The sequence below is a fragment of the Planctomycetaceae bacterium genome (genome assembly GCA_041398825.1).
Taxonomy (GTDB): Bacteria; Planctomycetota; Planctomycetia; order Planctomycetales; family Planctomycetaceae; genus F1-80-MAGs062.
On the sequence record JAWKTX010000011.1, the window covers coordinates 108,761 to 126,353 of the forward strand.

A 17,593-nucleotide genomic window follows, 5' to 3' on the forward strand; every position below is an offset into this window, starting at 1 on the left:
CGTGGCAGCAACACCAGATTCAGAGATGCGCCGAGCCGACCCATGCCGCAGCGACCACTGGCGCGGTCAGAAACACTGGTGCGGTCAGAAACACCGGCGGGCATCGCGACCCGGAGATCCTCTCCGGACGAAACACACCCTGAGTAAAGATAACGAATTCTGATGGAATTGAATACCGGCTGCAAATCGGATCAGTACGCATTCGCGGCGATAAAACCGTGTCTGCCGCATATCCGCAACTAACTCAGCGGTATGAATCGTTTCATCAGGGTCGCTGGAATGACCAGGGCAACGATCAGTGATGCCAACCTGGCGTCGCCGGTTGCGGCAAAGACAACGGTGGCGTCAAGAAAAATAATGTTCAGCAACAGGACGCCCACGGATTTCTGGACGAGCCGCGGCTGTCCCGATCGGACTGCCGTCACACACCGAATCGTCAGGTTCACAGCGATCAGGACCAGGGCGATCAATGCACCTGTCGCTGGGCGCCGTGGAAAGGTTGACGCGAGAATCACCACTGCGTCCCCGGCAATTCCAAGAATTACGATCAGCAGCCCAACCATCAAATGCCGAGTTGCACTCACCTGGGCTTCATATCGTGCGAACCAGGTTACACCAACGATATACACAAACAAGGCCGTTGCAACACCCAGCTGAGGCATTGAAACTAACAGATCAAACCGTTCCACCGCGCTCGCACCGAGCAGGATATTCAGGAACCGGCATGTGGCCATTCCGATGGGGCCGAACACCGTTTTCTTCAAGGCAGCGTCATACGCAAAAACGGCAGCCGCAAGGCAAATGGCGACCATCGAACTCACAGACCCAACAATCGATGCTGCAGCCACTCCACCACCGATCAATGCGACCGCCAGCAAAAGGGCGTGTGACAGTTTGACCTGCCCCGACGGGATCGGCCGTTCAGGACGCTCCGTCCGATCGAGTTCCGCGTCGCAGACATCATTCAACACCATTCCGCCCAGATACAAACCAGCTCCGGAACACAACAAGAGCCAGAAGCGTGAGTCCCCGGCAATCTGTTCGATTCGCAAAGGATGAGTCAGCAAATAACCACAGATCACATTGGCAAGGGCAGTGAAGACTGTCGGAAGCCGCATCAAACGCAGCCAGGGCATCATGACGAAAGCCCCTGACTCTGACTCACCTCCACAAGTTCCTGCAATTTGCGGACTGCTGTTCCGGTCACCAGCATTTCTTTCGCAAACACCGCGGCACGACGGAAATCATCAAAGCCACCTGCGGCCACAAGAGCGGCTGAGGTATTCGCAATGACGATGGCACTGGCGGCTCCAAATCGGTCTCCCGTCAGCGTTCCGGCACTCGAATCCGGAATGTGCCGTCCGGAGAGTACGGCCTGAATCACTTCCGCACTTTCCGAGGCAGAAGAAACAACAAGGTCTTCCACAGAACATTCCGGCAGGTCAAAGTCTGCCGCCGAAACTTCGTATTCGCTGACTTCCTCATTCTGCACATCAAAAACGGCCGTCGGCCCCCACAGGCAAACCTCGTCTAACTGGTCGTTTCCACACACAACCAGAGTCCTTGTTGTCCCCAGTTTGGCAGCGGCAGATGACAGCAGCCTGCCGCGGTCGTTACTGCTGGCCCCCAGCAGCTGGTGTTCAGCACCGGCCGGGTTTGTCAAAGGCCCGAGCAGGTTGAAAATGGTGGGAAATCCAAGTTGACGCCTGACCGGTGCCGCGTGCTTCATGGCCCCATGTACAACCGGGGCAAAGCAGAAGGCTATGCCGATTTTGTCCAGGCACCGACCGGCTGCATCTGCAGACTGATCAATCCGAACCCCCAGAAACTCAAGTACGTCGGCAGATCCGCTCGAACTGGACACGCTCCGATTACCATGCTTGGCGACATTAATGTCGCACGCCGCAGCCACAATTGCTGTGGCCGTGCTGATATTGAAGGTATGCAGTCGGTCCCCCCCTGTCCCGCAGGTATCCAGCAGAGGACTTCTCGCAGTGCGAATGTGTGCCGCTCTTTCCCGCATCGCCCGTGCCGCGCCGACAATTTCATCCGGCACCGGGCCCTTGGCCGCCATCGCAGTCAGAAACGCCGCAATGTCCACCGCTTCGCAGGCACCGTCCATAATCGCACCCACGCACGATTGTACTTCGACGGTGCTCAGGTTCTCCCGACGCAGCAATCGCTGAAGCGGAGCTTCCAGACATTCATGCATTTTACTGAACCAGGCCTTTGGTCAGCTGAAGGAATGCGGTCTCAAGATTGACTTCTTCTTCCCGGAATAGATTCACGCGAAACCCTCCTTCTACCAGCGCAGACGGCAAATCACTGTAGTCTTCGATGTCTGGTTTGAGAGTGACTTCGATCATTTGATTCTTTGCCATACCGACCTTTTCAACGCTGTCGCACTGCTCGAGCAGTTTCGCCGCATCATCCGCCCGATCTCTGACTCCGATATTTAACAGAATGCGCTGGCGTGCTTTTCTCATGACTTCAGCCACATCACTGTCAACGATCATATGCCCCTTTTCGATCATCCCGACACGCGTACACACGTCCGCAAGTTCCGGTAGAATGTGGCTGCTGACGATGACCGTCTTTTTCATTTCCCCCAGGCGTTTCAGAAGATTTCTGATTTCAATTCGGGCACGCGGGTCCAAACCACTGGCAGGTTCATCCAGCAGCAGCACCTGAGGGTCATGGATCAGCGTCCGCGCGAGTCCAATACGTTGAGTCTGTCCGCGGGATAGTTCATTAACCATCGCATCGCGTTTAAAGCTCATATCAACCAGTTCAAGCTTCTCTTCGCACACTCGTCGCCGATCAGGTCCGTTGATGCGATAAGCCGCGGCAAAGAATTCAAGATACTCGATGACGGTCATGTCATCGTAAACACCAAAAAAGTCCGGCATGAACCCGACGAGTCTTCGGATGTCTTCCTGCTCGGTATAGATACTCTTGCCACACACATAAGCTTCGCCGTGATCCGGATTCAACAGCGTCGCAATCATGCGCATAGTCGTGGTTTTACCGGACCCGTTTGGACCGATGAATCCAAAAACGTCGCCTTCATCCAGCTTGAGATTAATGTCGTTCGCCGCAATAAGGTTGCCGTAGCGCTTCGTTAAATTGCGTGTTTCAATCATTTGATTTTTCCAGAAGAGCTTCTTCTAGCGTTGTGGCTGCCTGCTCTTCAGCAGCCCGACGTTTGACGGGCATCAGCAGTCGAACAATGCTGCCGGACTCTGACGATGTGACGGCCTCACCATCGACGAGAAACGACGTCGGGGGAGCATCAATTCGACCAATCAACAGTGCGGTATTTATCCTGATATTCTCGCTGACTTCCATGTGCTGAAGAGAATGATTGGACACTCCACAATATGCTTCGCCCCCGGCGATATCGAACAGTGAAATCATTGTCAGAATTTCCAGTGGGTTTCGGCTTGCGGGATTGTACGGGGTTGTAACCTGCCTCGCCTCCGACTGAGTACTGCCGGGCTTCCTTGAGGCAATAATTCGCACACCATTCAGAAACGTTTTCAGATCCGACGCACGAACCCATGGTTCTCTTCGCCAGACACTATTCGGCTGAATAACCCGCTGCTCGTCCAAAGCATCGAAACCGGGCTGATAAACGCGATTGCCATAGAAGATCAACCAGTCACTGATGGCGACGGGAAGGTTCAGAGTTACTTCACCATCGAGCAAACCCGTACCCGATGCTGTCAACTTCGAGTTGAACAGCCCGCTGCCGTCCGTTTCCACAAACCACTCAGCAGCAACGGCCTGTGAACCACCTGCCAGCATCGGTAACCCAACAATTCGACGTTCCGTCAGAAGGTCAGTCCTTTCGTCGCTGGATGCATACAATTCCGACAGGACGCGGTATGTCTGCCTGCCGAGACCGGCTCCGCCCGCTCGATACATCCCGCCGTAGACATCCTCGGCCCGACCCTGCCAGTTGATATCCACCGCCGCGGTATTGGTGGTCCACGATTGATCCCTGTTCTGAACAGCAGCCACGTCGGCTCGCTGGGTAACATGGGACGACAAACTGACCCAACTGCGAACATGAATGGTTTGCTGACGATCATGTTCCTGCGACACATCCACAACGTGAATCTGTCGAGAGGTCTGGGAAGCCGTGTCACGACCTGTTTGAGCGTAGATCAGGCCACAACCAGTCGCGACCATCACCGGAAACGTCAGCCAGGTCAGATGTGCCCGCTTTAATAGTCGCGTCACGATGAAGTAGTCGAGCGGACCGATGATCAGCATATAGACAAACATCAACGCCATGATCTGCCACGATGACCAGCGTTGTTCCGGCGGCACAGCATCCCAGGTCGCAGCAAGTTGCGTCCCAAGATCACTCACTCCCGACGAGGAGATCCTGCGACTGCTTGATTTTACAACAGACACGTTGTCAAGCACGCGGTTGAAGACCAGAAGTTCGTAAAGGCGTGGAAGTGAATCCCAGTTGCTCAGGGGACGCTGATTCAATTCCACCGCCACAAAGGTCACCCGTCCAGCACCGATTCCTGCCCGCGACACCAAAGGACCGTCGAGTGAAAGGACGATCGAACGCAACTGGTCCGAAGTCGCGCGCGCCATCGATACCGTTCGCCGCTGCGTGGAGAGAGAAACAGCCCCTGGAACAAAATTCTGAAGTGCAGAGAGATCGCGGATCGTGACGGTCTGCGGCTCAATTGAAAAAACTGGCTGAATCCACTTTCCCAGCTCAGTCTCAAGCATTTCCCCTACGGTGGAGCCAGCCGTCAGAATCAAATGCCCTCCCGTCTTCACCCACCCCTTTAAAACGCTGGTTTGACGATCGCTGAGCCTGGTCGACCCTTCCAGCACGATATGATCGACAGACTCCAGTGCTTCCAGCGATATGGGAAACTGAGAGGCGTCTTTCAGCACACACCACTGAAGTCGCAGGCCTTCGCCCTGATCATCACCGATCAACTGCTCCATCTCTTCGATGCCTGCCAGTTCTCCGATGGTCAGCACACAAGTCGTGGATTGCCGGACAAGCATGATCTGGTTTGCTTCGGCACTGCCAAAGTCGGAATTCTCAGTCCTGTTGAATTCAGCTACTGAGCGACGTTCTACGATGCGAGCCGTGGTTTCGCAGAGGCTCTCTCCCGCTTCGTTTTCGATCTCAATTTGCAGCTGCCCTTCAAGTCGCCCGATCGCAACAGAACCCAGCAGCTCAATCCTGCCTCCTTCTGCCTGTCCTTTGGCGATCTCCTGTGCGCACAGGTTTCCCCGGGGATCCGGAACCGTCACGACAGCCCTGAGTTCTTCTCCATCCGGCAAACCTTCTGCATGAAGTCGAACGGGAATGCGATGACCAACTCGGCCAAGTCCGCCGAATCCCAGTTCAATCAAATCGATCGAAGGCTCGGCTCCACTGGCACAGCAGGACGCCCCACACGGGAACGGCAGAACACTGAACGCAAGACACAAAACCGCGGCCAATGCGTGAATTCGGGAATGCTGCATTCTGAAACGCATCAGGCTGGAACCAGTATTCTTAATGCTCAAAGGAACTCATCGACCAGAAGAAACACACTCAGACGTTCAGATTTCATCCACCCGTTGCGGACATCACAACCAACCGCCCGGAGGATCGTGCAGAATTGCCAAAATGGAAGCACAAAAATCGGAACGCACGTTTTACACGGGATTTGGTACGCCCGATGCTTGCGCTCTGCGAACCCAAATGGCCGATTGGGGCAGGTTTTTGCAAACTCCGACTCCAGCTACGCCCCTACTGGATTCATACCAGCCCGCTGGCTATTATCGGGCTCAAGCAACGTTGATTCCGTCTCTCACTCGGGGTTTCGTCACCCTGATTTCCGTCAAAAACCATTCCCAAAAGGCCGGGCTCGTGAACGATGAAGTGCATCCCGACCTGATCGCTCGCGTGGTGGATGGTGACCAGGACGCACTCGCCGAGGTTTTTTCACTTTACCGGGACCGACTTTGGCGGATGGTGAATTTTCGCATGGATCCTCGACTCCATGGTCGCGTGGACGCAGACGATGTCCTGCAGGAGTCATGGCTATCGGCGGTGCAGAGAATTGATCACTTCCTGCTGGACGCTTCGCGATCAATCTTTGTCTGGTTTCGACTGATCACCGCCCAAACACTTGTCGACATTCATCGACGGCATCTGGGGACCCAGAAACGCAACGCCGCCATGGAATTCTCTATCAATGGCGGATGGTCTGCCTCTTCAACTTCGTTTTCGCTTTCGCATCACCTTCTGGGACATCTCACCTCCCCAAGTCAGGTGGCAGTACGCGAAGAACTTGCCGTTACACTCAGAACTGCACTTGAGTCGATGAATGATATCGACCGTGAAGTTCTTGCGATGCGGCATTTTGAACAGCTCACCAATCGCGAAGCCGCACAGATCCTGGGGATTTCCGAACAAGCTGCCAGCGATCGCTACATTCGGGCAATCTCGCGGCTGAAAACCGTCCTGACCGCCATTCCCGGCTTCATGCCCTGACCAACCCACCAGCAGCGCAGCCGCCGGCGAACCATCGGAAGACGTGACCTTAACCTTACCAGCCTGTTGAAAAACGGGACCACTGTCACAGGTTTACGACGCATTCAATCCCTGTCTGTCAGGGATGCTCCGCCAATGGGCTGTCAGAATCAGCAGAATTAACATATCCCGTAAAACCCTCACTCGCCCTCAAATACCCTAAAGTCTGTCGCTGACCGTTGCCTCAGCTGTTCATTTGGCCTTAGGATGTCGATAAACAGCCAGTGCCCCTGAATGGGAATCCACGGGTTGTGCCCCTGATTGCTTCACTTGACGCCTGTTTCCGGACCATAAGCCCCAACATCGCGTTCTTTGATGGCAGGCCAGACAGAACCTGGACCCGGACTTTCCACAACCAGACTTCACTGGCACCAGATTTCGAATTTTCGTGCTGAATTAACCAGCTCTTCGTGATGGCTGTCTTAAACTGAGCTCTCCGATGACAAAGAACAACGTCCTGTCTCTGTTCGGTATGATCGCGTTGCTGTCCGCCGCGCTTCTGTATGTCCTCGGCATGTCAGCAGTGAACCACGGTAACGGGGTCTTTGCCGGACTGATGTGGCTCTTCTGGGGCGCAGCAGCACTCTTTGCATTGATTCTGGTATTATTGCCACTCTTCATCTGGCGGTTTTACCCAAGTGCAGGCCTGGCAGGCGCGGGGGCAGCTGCTGCGGTTGCGGCTGATCCTGGTCCCCCTCTCGATATGCCGGCATCAGCAGACGCGGACGAAGACGACGAGGAATTCAGTGATGCTCCCGAAGACGATGGAGAGCAATTATTTGGCGACGAAGACTTCGAAGACGATTTCGAAGATGATTTCGATGGTGATTTTGCAGACGACGACAAGTTCTGACCGAACGACCGGGATCGCGCTTTCCTGAAGTCTACATCAAGCAAACGCTGCTACTCTGCTGCCCCGAAACAGTCCAAATGTCCCGCTCCGAGGAATGCTACGACCATCCCCGCTACTGGGATTTTGCCTTTTCGGATGAAACGGTTTTCGAAGCGGACTTCATTGAATCTGCTGGTGCACAGTTTCTGCCCTTTCCGTTGCATCGAATTCTTGAAGCAGGTTGTGGTGGTGGGCGTCAGGTTGTTGAGCTTGCTAAACGCGGATACGAGGTTTCTGCCTTTGATCTGAACGAAAACGCGGTTCGATTCACCAAACAGCGAGTTGCACGAAGGCACCTTGTCGCCAGCATCTCAGTCGGCGACATGACAAATTTTGTGATGGAAACGCCCGTTGATCTCATTCATTGCCTGGTAAATTCATTCCGCCATCTGACAAGCGAATCTTCGGCACTGGCGTTTCTCAGGTCTTCGGCGAAGTCCCTCCGCTCCGGAGGTTTGTTGCTTCTGGGACTCCACCTGCTGCCTCCCGATGCCGAAGAATACGATTCTGAACGCTGGACCATTACCCGCGGAAACACTCGGGTAACGACGACACTGCGGGTTCTGGATTTCAACCGAAAGACGCGTCTGGAAACGGTGCGATTTTCACTGAAGGTCACAACCCCCAAACGCGTCCTGCAACTGCGGACCGACCATCAATTACGGATTTACCGAGCCGACCAGATGCGATCCCTGCTTCGAAAAGTTCCGGAACTGAATCTGCTGGCCGTCTTCGACTTCTGCTACGACATTTCCGAGCCGCTCAAGCTGAATGACGAACTGGGAGATACGGTTTTGGTTCTCGCAAAGCGATGAAATCGTTCTGGCTTATGTTCGAAGGCCGGTACAGCAGCAGGTGACAGCGAACCATCGCCGATCATTTCCCCCACAAGCCATCACGCGGCGCTGAGGAAAGTTTTTCGAGCGACTGATACAGTTCTTTCAGCTCGGGTGACAGTTCTTTGGGAACGACGATCTTGACAACCGCCAGCTGATCACCTCGCTCGCCGGTTCTGGGATCGGGCACCCCCTTGCCTCTCAGCCTCAGCCTGGCACCGCTCGATGTTCCGGGAGGAATGGTCATGATCACCGTCCCTTCCGTTAATGTGGGCACATCCACTTTCGCACCCAACGCCGCCTCAGCCGGAGTCACGGGAACATCCACCAGCAAAGTCTGACCTTCGCGGCGGAACCACGGATGGGGCGTTGATTTCACCGAAACCAGCAGGTCGCCTTGAGGGCCGCCGTGTATACCCGGATTTCCCTGGCCAGCGAGCCGGATTGACTTTCCGTCTGCAATACCAGCAGGAATCTTCACTGTGAGACGCTCTGATTTTCCCCCGATCTGAATGGACAGGTCGTACTCTCCACCTTCAACGGCCAGAGTGAAGGGGACCGTAATTTCAGTTCGAGCATCCTGACCTTTTTGTGGTTGCGGTCCTCGGCGAGCTCCACCGCCGAATGGATTGCCACCACGTCTCCCGCCGCCTCCGAACATTCCCCCCAGCAGGTCTTCAAAATCGAATGACGCGCCACCTCCGCCGCCGAAGCCCTGAAATGGATTGCCCCCCGGACCACCCCCGCTGAATCCGTGTCCGAATTGATCGTATTTGGCACGTTTCTCGGGGTCACCAAGAACTTCGTGGGCCTCGGTGATCTCTGAGAATTTCTGTTGCGCGCCGGCATCGTCACGGTTCGCATCCGGATGATGTTTTTTGGCCAGCTTCTTGTAGGCTTTGCGAATCTCATCCTGCGAAGCCGATCGGGGCACTCCCAGAACTTCGTAGTAATCGCGTTTTGACATGGGGCAGTTTCTAAAGACTCAGGAATGACCATTGACCAAACGGTAGTGTAGTACGCCGGAAACTACTTCACAGCGCAGAGCAAATTTATCATTTCGAAGTACTGAATACGCCGCAACGTCAGATCAGCCGTACCTCCGGGATCCGACAGTGCCATCTGCGAGAGCCTAATCATTGCATTTGCATCCCATTCTCCATTCCCGATGACCTGGTTCATCATGCGGATCTCATCCTTCTTCGCCTTGTGCCACGCCATCCAGTCCGGCAGTTTCTGTTTCAGCCTGTCGAACGCGGGATGCCGACCGACTCTGCGAAACCAGTACGCCGCATTGCCAGCGTCTGGTTCGCGACGATGCATGATACCGTGCCAATAGTCTGCCGTTCTCGGAGATCCCTGGCCTTCCATCGACTGAGAGACGCTATGGCTTTCATCCGTAAAATTCCAAAGAAGCAGCAGACCAGCCTCAGCACACTTACGTTGAAATGAATCGCCAGTTTCACCAAGGCAACTGGCAATCACTGCCCGCATCTGTCGCAGCGACAGTTGCGCTCGACCTGGTCCGGCTGGCGGCAGTTTCATCGCATCAACCGTCTCGCCCGGCGATCGTTCCTGAATGGTAAATTGATCAGCCTGTTCCACGACGAGTGAGAGTAACGTGGTTTGCTCGCTGACACGTTCGACGATTTCAAACTGCAGCCGCACCTGCCAAGATTCATCAGGTAATCGACTGAGCATCGCCATCCTGGGCCCAAGCGTTTGGACAAGATCGGACGGAATAGGATCTCTGTCCGCAAAGATACAGTTCCCGACGGGTTTGGTCGCCGCCAGTTCCGCTGAGTGGTCCGGGCCAGAGCCTCCGATCACCGCCACGACCGCGTCCTTCGATTTGCATCGAAGCAGGTCACCTGCAGTGATTGTTCGCCAATCCCGCAAATCGCCTGCGTCGTCGCAGAATGCGCTGGAGACCACAAAGTTCTCCGCGGAAGATCTCCGCTGGTACTGATCGCAGACTCTTGCGGACAGAAAAAACTGTGTCGACATTCAGGGCCCCTGAGTTCATTTCAGAGTGAATAAGATTCCAGCAAATCTACCGGACCGGCCTACTGCAGATACGAATCCAGCCTCGATTTTTGTTCGGGCGTGATGGGTTCGTGCCTGATCTTCACCCCCGACATTTCTTTCCGCAGGGCATCTATCTGAATGACCGGAATATCGGTCGAATAGATCGTCAGCTCCTTCAGTGTTTTGAGGGACTTTAATTGCACGAGAGCGTCAAACGTCAATCGCGCCTCTCCAATCTGAAGTTTCTCAACGGCAGGCATCTGCGTGAGTGTGCGGATTGTCGCATCGCTAAGACTTGGTGGCAGCCCCTTTCTACGAGGCAATCGCTGCCCCAGCTTCAGGTATCGCAGATGAGGCAGTCTCACAATGTGCGCATTACCCGCTTCGGTCTGGTAAGTGTGCCAGGTCGAGAGTTCCTGCAGCGAGGTGATTTCCGAGATTGCAGCAAAGCCGTCGTCTCCCATCGACATCCCGGCCACCGTGAGTCGTTCGAGCGATTTCAGTTCTTTCCAGGCGCGAAATCCTTCTCCCGTGAACCCTTCCATCCGGAAGGATAAATGAAAGAATGCCGCAGATCTTAACTTCTTCATTCCTGCCAGTTGTGCCAGTCCCGCATCGGACAATTGTGCGCCGTCTGTTGAAAGGGACTCCAGCTGCTCGAGATCCAATAGGTATCCGACAGTCTGATCGTTCAAACCGTGGGCTTTGCCGTACGTCGTCAGTTTCTTCAGGTGCGACAACTGGCCAATCTGTTTCCACTCTTCGTCGTGCAGAGCGCTGCTGTCACGAAAACTAAGTTCGGTCACCCATCCGTTCTTTTCAACGACGACACCTCCCAATTCCTTCATGCGGGCTGCGAGCGCACTCTCATCACCGACGACGTTCGGGACGATACCAATCGGAAGTGTGGTCCAAAACATGATCAGAATCATCGCCCGCATTTCAAAGTCTCCCGATTGTTGCTGGTTTCTTCGCAGACGTCGCCCCGAAATTCCAGAGCTGGATCTTTTGACAGTCTGATTGGTCTGCTGGCCAATCTCCGATGCCGAATGGTAAGATCTGCGTGTGGAAATTTCAGTGACGGATCGTGATCATTCCTAACCGCGCCAATATGAAGGGTATCCGGAGTACAGAAGTCCTTCAGGCCCAGGAATAGTGGGCCACCAGACTACGATCATGTCTGTCTCTGCCATCCATCAGTGTTACGGTACTCGAGAACTTGTTCGAGCCTTCGAAAACGTTCAACGGAAGAATCCAACTATGGGAAGTCTTCGTGGCTGCCACTGCTGCGGGCTGATTCATGAACTACCTGAATTACGGGCCAGCGAGCGAGCGTCCTGCACGCGCTGCGGAGCGAGGATCGCCATGCCCGGACTGCGTCGCGAATCTGCCAGCCGAACCGCCGCTGCGGCCCTGGGCGCTTTCATCCTGTTCTGGCCAGCCATACTCTGCCCAATCCTGGAAATCGAGAAACTGGGGATTCGTCAACAGTCGAGTATACTGGGCGGAATCGTCGATCTTCTGAAACACGGCAGCTGGCTGGTAGGAGGCGTGGTTCTGCTGTTTTCAATCATTTTCCCATTCACGAAGATTGTCCTTCTGCTCGAACTGAGTCTGCTCGAATTCCTCCATCGCAGGCACAAAGCGATAACACTCCAGGTCATGGAACACCTCGGAAAATGGAGTATGATGGACGTGATGCTGCTGGCATTTCTGGTCATGCTGGTCAAACTCGGCAACCTCGTGCACTTTCAGTTCGGGCCAGCAGTCATCGCATTTGTCGCATGTGTCGCGATGAGCATGGTCGCGTCGATTACCTTCGATCCACATGCGATCTGGGAAGACAGCGATGCGGCGGTCTAACCTAACAGCCTGTCCCGGTTCTTCAACGGACAGCTAACCCTGGTGATCTGACCGAATGCGGAACGACGAAATACCTCTGGAATGACTTGCCGGAAGTTCAATGAGAGTCATCATACAGCCCAATTGATACGGTCCACTTGCGGTTCCGGACTCCTCCCTGGTCCGCTGGATTTCCACACTCCATCAAAGCCGAGAGACTCGAAGTCAATGTATCTGGTCAAGAAAATCGTTGTCGGAATCGAGATGCCACCGTCGCATCCATGGGATGCGGCCAACCTGGAAGCACCTTCACGTCTGGCCGTGCGACAGGCTTTCCAGCTCGCTGCTTCCGCCAAGCTGCCGGTCAGCCTGGTCACTGTTCTACCGGAACCAAACGCGGGCTGGTTTGGAAGTGCGGAGCAGGCACGACGAGATCATGAAGTCGCATTGACAGAGGCCAACAGCGTTTTGCAGGATCTGGCTGCACAGTATGCGACCGAATCAAATATTGTCGTTGAATGCGTTGTGGGCGTCGGCAAGCCATGGATGGAACTGCTTCGCGTGGCGGGGAACGCAGACGACACCATGATTATTTGTGGCAGCAGGCCCGTCGGAGCGGTGAGCCGAGCGTTGTTTGGCAGCACGGGACTCAAGTTGCTGCGGTATGCGTGCGGCCCGGTTTGGCTGGTGAAAGCAGTGCCGGATGACGACGATCGACTCGATATCCTGGCGACAACGGATTTAACCGAAATTGGCGGAGACATTCTTGGTCTGTCAGTCGGATTGGCGAAGTGCATTCCGTCACGTCTAAGCGTTCTGCACGTCGCGGAAGGGACAGTGGAACGTTACATGCGACGCACCGGCGTATCAGTTGAGCAGCTGGAAGAGATGCGTGCCCGGTCAATTGAGGAAGCGACGCACCGAGTTCATGATCAGCTTGCGCAAACAGACTTCCGAACTCTTGAAAACGGTGTTCAGGTCAAGGTGGCAAGCGGTCCGGCTGACGTTGGAATTCTCAACGCAATCCAGAACCTGAACATCAATGTTGTTGTCATGGCATCCCAGGCTCGTGGAGGTGTTTCGGGGATGGTCCTTGGAAATACCGCCGAGACGCTTCTTTCTGAGGTTTCCTGCTCGTTGATTGTCATCAAGCCTGATGACTTTAAATGCCCTCTGCAGTTCTGACGAATTGCCCCGGTGAACATGACAGACTTCCAGGAACTGAATGCCGCCATTCAAACCGCGATGCATTCTGATGTATTCTCGCTCCGAAAACTGCTGCGCGCGGTGGAGGCGAATCGAAAGTCCGGGAAGCCATTTGACCGACTGCTCAGCAAACTACAGGCACAGTTGTCGAAATCCATAACGCTGCGTGAGGAACGTGCTCGGGCCTTGCCGGCAATCACGTGGGACGAACAGCTTCCCGTCGTCGAACGTCGCGAAGAAATCTCGGAAGCCATCCGGCAACATCAGGTTGTGGTGGTATGCGGCGAAACGGGGTCAGGCAAGTCCACGCAACTTCCCAAGATCGCATTGGCACTGGGACGCGGTATTGGCGGAGTGATCGGTCATACGCAGCCTCGCCGCATTGCAGCACGATCAATTGCCGCTCGGCTCTCTCAGGAATTAAACTGCACGCTGGGTCAGCAGGTGGGATACCGAATCCGATTCGGGGATCAATCCGGGCCTCGTACTCTTATCCGACTGATGACCGACGGCATCATGCTGGCCGAAACACAAACGGATCGTTTTCTCGATCAGTACGACACGATTATCGTCGACGAAGCCCACGAACGGTCATTGAATATCGATTTCCTTCTGGGTTACCTGAAACGACTGCTTCCACGGCGCCGCGACCTGCGACTGGTTATCACCTCAGCCACTATTGATGCCGAGCGCTTTGCTTCGCATTTTGAGACGGACGGCAATCCTGCCCCGGTGCTGATGGTGTCCGGGCGGACGTATCCCGTTGAGTTGCGGTACAGACCACTGGAAGTCGACGGTATGTCGCTGGCCGAAGCGTATCGCGAGGAACTCGGCGATTATGACAACGCTGATCCTGCCTCCCGCGTTCGCGTTCGGACAGGCCCTCCAAAAGCAACTCCCGCAACGGGCCGCTCAGGGCCCAATCGACGGGAGAGTGAAGACCGGGACTGGATCGATGGCGTCGTTGACGCGGTGGATGAGCTGGCCTCAATTGACAGTGGTCACATTCTGGTTTTCCTGCCAACAGAACGTGACATCCGCGAAGTTGACAAGAAGCTCAGCGGCCGCCGATACCCGGGGGATTCCGGCCATCAATTGACACAAATCGTCCCTTTGTTTGGCCGTCTTTCCAGTGCAGAACAGGATAAGGTTTTTCAGCCCTTCCAGCACCGGCGCATTGTACTGGCCACCAACGTCGCAGAATCCTCGCTGACCGTACCGGGCATTCGATACGTCATCGATACCGGAACGGCGCGTATGAGCCGCTATTCGGCACGATCGCGGATACAGCGTCTGCCGGTAGAACCTGTTTCTCAGGCTTCAGCGAATCAGCGTTCCGGGCGTTGCGGACGTATCGGGCCCGGGGTCTGTATTCGTCTTTACAGCGAACAGGATTTTGCCGCCCGTGACCCATTCACGACACCCGAGATCCAGCGAACCAACCTCGCGTCCGTCATTCTGCGGACCATTTCTCTGCGTCTCGGTGCGATCGAAGAGTTTCCGTTTCTCGATCCGCCACGCACATCGACCGTTCGCGAGGGATATAAAACACTTGAAGAACTCGGCGCAATCGATTCGTCCGGTCAACTGACCGACACCGGACGCCGCATGTCGCGTCTGCCGGTGGATCCCCGTATCAGCCGAATTATTCTTGCTTCCATCGACGAACAGGCCTTTCCCGAAGTTCTTGCCATCGCTGCCGCACTGGAAATTCAGGACCCCCGCGAACGACCAATCGACAAACAACAGCAGGCCGACGAAGCGCACTCGCAGTTCAGGCATCGAGACTCAGACTTCATGACGCTGCTGAATCTGTGGGATACCTGGCACGAAAGAAAAAAGAGCCTTTCCAACAGCCAGCTTAGAAAATGGTGTCAACAAAACTTTCTGTCGTGGCTGCGAATGCGCGAATGGGTTGATGTGCATCGTCAGCTGAAAGATCTCCTCTCCGAAAGCGATGACAAGGACATTGCCAAAGCTGCACGACTTCATCCCCTGAAGGATCGACGCAACGACATGCCCTCGATTCATCGCTCACTGATGACCGGACTGCTGGCGAATATTGCATGGCAAACAGTGGAAGGCGACTACAGCGGAGCGGGCGGCAACAAACTCGTACTCTGGCCGGGGTCCGCCCTGGCGCCAAAGGGTGCGAAATGGATCGTCGCGGCCGAACTGGTCGAAACCAGCAAACGCTTCGCTCGAACCGTTGCCAGAATCCAGCCCGAATGGATTGAACCGCTGGCGGCACACCTTGTCAGTCGCGAGTACTCTCAGCCGCACTGGGACGCAAACGCCGGCAATGTGATGATTTTTGAAAAAGTCACGCTCTGGGGCATGCCGATCGTTCCACGTCGCAAAGTACCGCTGGCCAGAATTGATGCAGCCAAAGCCAGAGAACTGTTCATCCAGCATGGACTTGTCGAATTCGGGCTCCTCTTTGGAGACACAGAAGACGAAAGAGAATCCGAATGGGCCGAAGAAGAAGAGGCCCTCACAACTGGCAGTCGATCTCGCCTGACTCCCGGCCGTTCGTCGAATCCCGGTGGGAATCAACGAAAAGGATGGGGGCACGATTTTCCATTCCTCAAACACAACAAAGACATTCTGAATCAGATTCAAGAGTTGCAGCATCGAACCCGTCGTCACGATTTGTTGCCAACGGATGAAATGCTGTTCGCCGTTTACAGCGAGCGGATACCGGAAGACGTGGCAGACCGGGACACACTGAAACGCTGGTATCGCCGCGCAGCCACTCGGGATCAGTCTCTGCTGAGATTTGACGTTCATCAGTTCATCCATGCTGACGAGCATCATGATCATGCGGAGCGTTTTCCTGAAACGGCACGATTCGGCGTGATGGAATTGCCTTTGACCTATCAGCTCGATCCCGGAAAAGATGCGGACGGTGTGACGGTCACCGTACCGGCCGAAGGGCTGGGGCAACTCATGGAATCTCGTTTGAGCTGGCTGGTACCCGGGTTGCTGGAGCAAAAAGTACTCGCATTGATTCGATCGTTACCAAAATCCCAGCGGCGTCACTTCGTTCCTGCTCCTGATACAGCAAAACTGGTCGTCGCCAATCTTGACTTTGGCAAAGGGGACTTACTGGCGGCAACCGCCGGACAGCTCAGCCAGATTTCCGGAGAACGCATCGAACCCAAATCATTCGATACGACAAATCTGCCGGATCACCTGAAGTTCCATATCCGCGTCGTTAATGACCAGGGGAAAATACTTGCCGAAGGTTGTGAGCTGTCATCACTTCGTGACACGTTTGTCGCCAAACACAAAGAAGCAGTCAGTAACTCCGGACCGTCGCCTGAAGAGAAACAATGGCACCGAACCGGATTTACCGCCTGGGAATTCGCTGACGTTCCGACAACAATCGACATTGCTCGCGCCGGCATGAAACTGCATGCTTTCCCCGCCATTCGCGACGACATCACATCCGTCGCTTTAACGCTCTGTCAGGCACCGGAAGAATCGAACATCGTCCATCGATCGGGCCTGCGAAGGCTGATTATGCTGACGGAAAGGAAACGGATTAAATCTCAGATCGATAACCTGCCAAAGATCGGCCACGTTCGTATGATGGCCGCGTCAATACGCGATTTCGACATCAATCATCAACTGATGCTGCTGCTGGTGGATCGAGCGTTCCTGTCAGACAAACAATTGCCTCGGACGCAAACGTCATTCAACCAGTGCGTTCAACTGGGCCGAAACCGCCTGGGAATCGTCGCGCAGGAATTCGCCCAGTTCTTCCCTGTTCTGTTTACACAACTGCATGAAACCAGACTGCTCCTGGACCGAACAAGTGGTCCCGGGTGGACCGATTTGCTGAATGACATGAAGTCACAACTGTCGGAACTGTTTCACCAGAACACACTCGGAGAAACCCCATGGCCGTGGCTCATCCAGTTCCCGCGATATCTGACAACGATTCGCCAGAGAATCCAGCGACTGAATTCAGGTGGCCTTCGCACCGAGCAAAGCCTTCAACGCGAATTCTCCCCCTGGTCAGAACGGTACACAAATCTGAAGGCACAGCTTCAGCAAACGAATCGAACGAGTGCAATGCTCAATCACTATCGATGGATGCTGGAAGAATATCGCGTGTCGCTGTTCGCTCAGAAACTTGGAACAGCCATCCAGGTCTCCACACGCAAACTGGACGAACAGTGGGAACGTGTGATGGATTCGATTTGACCCTTCGGAATG

At 54.8% G+C, this 17,593-nt stretch carries 13 protein-coding genes; 6 read left to right on the forward strand and 7 right to left on the reverse strand.

From position 1 onward, the window contains the following. Window positions 1-239: 239 nt before the first annotated feature. From R3C20_19335 to R3C20_19350, 4 genes are read right to left on the reverse strand one after another with little or no spacing between them, the layout of a single operon-like run. On the reverse strand, window positions 240-1,139 hold the full coding sequence (locus tag R3C20_19335) for a UbiA family prenyltransferase (GenBank protein MEZ6042656.1): 900 nt from the start codon (window positions 1,137-1,139) through the stop codon (window positions 240-242). Further along, entirely contained in the window at window positions 1,136-2,212 is a 1,077-nt protein-coding gene (gene trpD, locus R3C20_19340) for an anthranilate phosphoribosyltransferase (GenBank protein ID MEZ6042657.1), read from the reverse strand. The genes R3C20_19335 and trpD overlap by 4 nt, the downstream gene beginning before the upstream one ends. A 1-nt stretch (window position 2,213) precedes the next feature. Beyond that, a complete protein-coding gene (locus tag R3C20_19345; protein ID MEZ6042658.1) occupies window positions 2,214-3,143 on the reverse strand; it encodes an ABC transporter ATP-binding protein in 930 nt (309 codons plus the stop codon). Next, window positions 3,136-5,523, reverse strand: coding sequence for a hypothetical protein (locus R3C20_19350; GenBank protein ID MEZ6042659.1), 2,388 nt, complete (start codon window positions 5,521-5,523; stop codon window positions 3,136-3,138). The genes R3C20_19345 and R3C20_19350 overlap by 8 nt, the downstream gene beginning before the upstream one ends. Window positions 5,524-5,656: 133 nt before the next feature. Between R3C20_19350 and R3C20_19355 the strand changes: the two genes are divergently transcribed. From R3C20_19355 to R3C20_19365, 3 genes are all read left to right on the forward strand, one after another. Further along, the gene (locus tag R3C20_19355) at window positions 5,657-6,526 is read left to right on the forward strand and encodes a sigma-70 family RNA polymerase sigma factor (GenBank protein ID MEZ6042660.1); all 870 of its coding nucleotides are present in this window, start codon (window positions 5,657-5,659) and stop codon (window positions 6,524-6,526) included. 478 nt (window positions 6,527-7,004) lie between these two features. After that, window positions 7,005-7,418, forward strand: coding sequence for a hypothetical protein (locus R3C20_19360; protein MEZ6042661.1), 414 nt, complete (start codon window positions 7,005-7,007; stop codon window positions 7,416-7,418). 77 nt (window positions 7,419-7,495) lie between these two features. Further along, the gene (locus tag R3C20_19365) at window positions 7,496-8,272 is read left to right on the forward strand and encodes a class I SAM-dependent methyltransferase (GenBank protein ID MEZ6042662.1); all 777 of its coding nucleotides are present in this window, start codon (window positions 7,496-7,498) and stop codon (window positions 8,270-8,272) included. A gap of 61 nt (window positions 8,273-8,333) precedes the next feature. On the opposite strand, the gene R3C20_19370 is transcribed toward R3C20_19365, so the two are convergent. From R3C20_19370 to R3C20_19380, 3 genes are all read right to left on the reverse strand, one after another. Continuing rightward, complete coding sequence (locus R3C20_19370) at window positions 8,334-9,260, reverse strand: DnaJ C-terminal domain-containing protein (protein ID MEZ6042663.1); 927 nt, start codon at window positions 9,258-9,260, stop codon at window positions 8,334-8,336. A 62-nt stretch (window positions 9,261-9,322) separates the two neighbouring features. Further along, window positions 9,323-10,300: a hypothetical protein gene (locus R3C20_19375; protein ID MEZ6042664.1), complete on the reverse strand. Its 978-nt coding sequence runs from the start codon at window positions 10,298-10,300 to the stop codon at window positions 9,323-9,325. A gap of 59 nt (window positions 10,301-10,359) precedes the next feature. Continuing rightward, the gene (locus R3C20_19380; GenBank protein MEZ6042665.1) at window positions 10,360-11,262 is read right to left on the reverse strand and encodes a hypothetical protein; all 903 of its coding nucleotides are present in this window, start codon (window positions 11,260-11,262) and stop codon (window positions 10,360-10,362) included. A 235-nt stretch (window positions 11,263-11,497) separates the two neighbouring features. Here R3C20_19380 and R3C20_19385 point away from each other — a divergent pair, with 235 nt between their 5' ends. From R3C20_19385 to R3C20_19395, 3 genes are all read left to right on the forward strand, one after another. Then, complete coding sequence (locus R3C20_19385) at window positions 11,498-12,184, forward strand: paraquat-inducible protein A (GenBank protein ID MEZ6042666.1); 687 nt, start codon at window positions 11,498-11,500, stop codon at window positions 12,182-12,184. 207 nt (window positions 12,185-12,391) lie between these two features. Further along, window positions 12,392-13,348 carry a universal stress protein gene (locus R3C20_19390; protein ID MEZ6042667.1) on the forward strand — a complete coding sequence of 319 codons (957 nt, stop codon included), beginning with the start codon at window positions 12,392-12,394 and terminating at the stop codon, window positions 13,346-13,348. Between the two features lie 18 nt (window positions 13,349-13,366). Further along, window positions 13,367-17,581, forward strand: coding sequence for a DUF3418 domain-containing protein (locus R3C20_19395; protein MEZ6042668.1), 4,215 nt, complete (start codon window positions 13,367-13,369; stop codon window positions 17,579-17,581). Window positions 17,582-17,593: the final 12 nt, after the last annotated feature.

Coding starts and splice junctions, on each gene's coding strand:
- R3C20_19370 (MEZ6042663.1), bottom strand. CDS start 9,260: ATGTCAAAACGCGATTACTACGAAGTTCTGGGAGTGCCCCGATCGGCT.
- R3C20_19385 (MEZ6042666.1), top strand. CDS start 11,498: ATGTCTGTCTCTGCCATCCATCAGTGTTACGGTACTCGAGAACTTGTT.
- R3C20_19350 (MEZ6042659.1), bottom strand. CDS start 5,523: ATGCGTTTCAGAATGCAGCATTCCCGAATTCACGCATTGGCCGCGGTT.
- R3C20_19390 (MEZ6042667.1), top strand. CDS start 12,392: ATGTATCTGGTCAAGAAAATCGTTGTCGGAATCGAGATGCCACCGTCG.
- R3C20_19360 (MEZ6042661.1), top strand. CDS start 7,005: ATGACAAAGAACAACGTCCTGTCTCTGTTCGGTATGATCGCGTTGCTG.
- R3C20_19375 (MEZ6042664.1), bottom strand. CDS start 10,300: ATGTCGACACAGTTTTTTCTGTCCGCAAGAGTCTGCGATCAGTACCAG.
- R3C20_19380 (MEZ6042665.1), bottom strand. CDS start 11,262: ATGCGGGCGATGATTCTGATCATGTTTTGGACCACACTTCCGATTGGT.
- R3C20_19355 (MEZ6042660.1), top strand. CDS start 5,657: ATGGAAGCACAAAAATCGGAACGCACGTTTTACACGGGATTTGGTACG.
- trpD (MEZ6042657.1), bottom strand. CDS start 2,212: ATGCATGAATGTCTGGAAGCTCCGCTTCAGCGATTGCTGCGTCGGGAG.
- R3C20_19345 (MEZ6042658.1), bottom strand. CDS start 3,143: ATGATTGAAACACGCAATTTAACGAAGCGCTACGGCAACCTTATTGCG.
- R3C20_19365 (MEZ6042662.1), top strand. CDS start 7,496: ATGTCCCGCTCCGAGGAATGCTACGACCATCCCCGCTACTGGGATTTT.
- R3C20_19395 (MEZ6042668.1), top strand. CDS start 13,367: ATGACAGACTTCCAGGAACTGAATGCCGCCATTCAAACCGCGATGCAT.
- R3C20_19335 (MEZ6042656.1), bottom strand. CDS start 1,139: ATGATGCCCTGGCTGCGTTTGATGCGGCTTCCGACAGTCTTCACTGCC.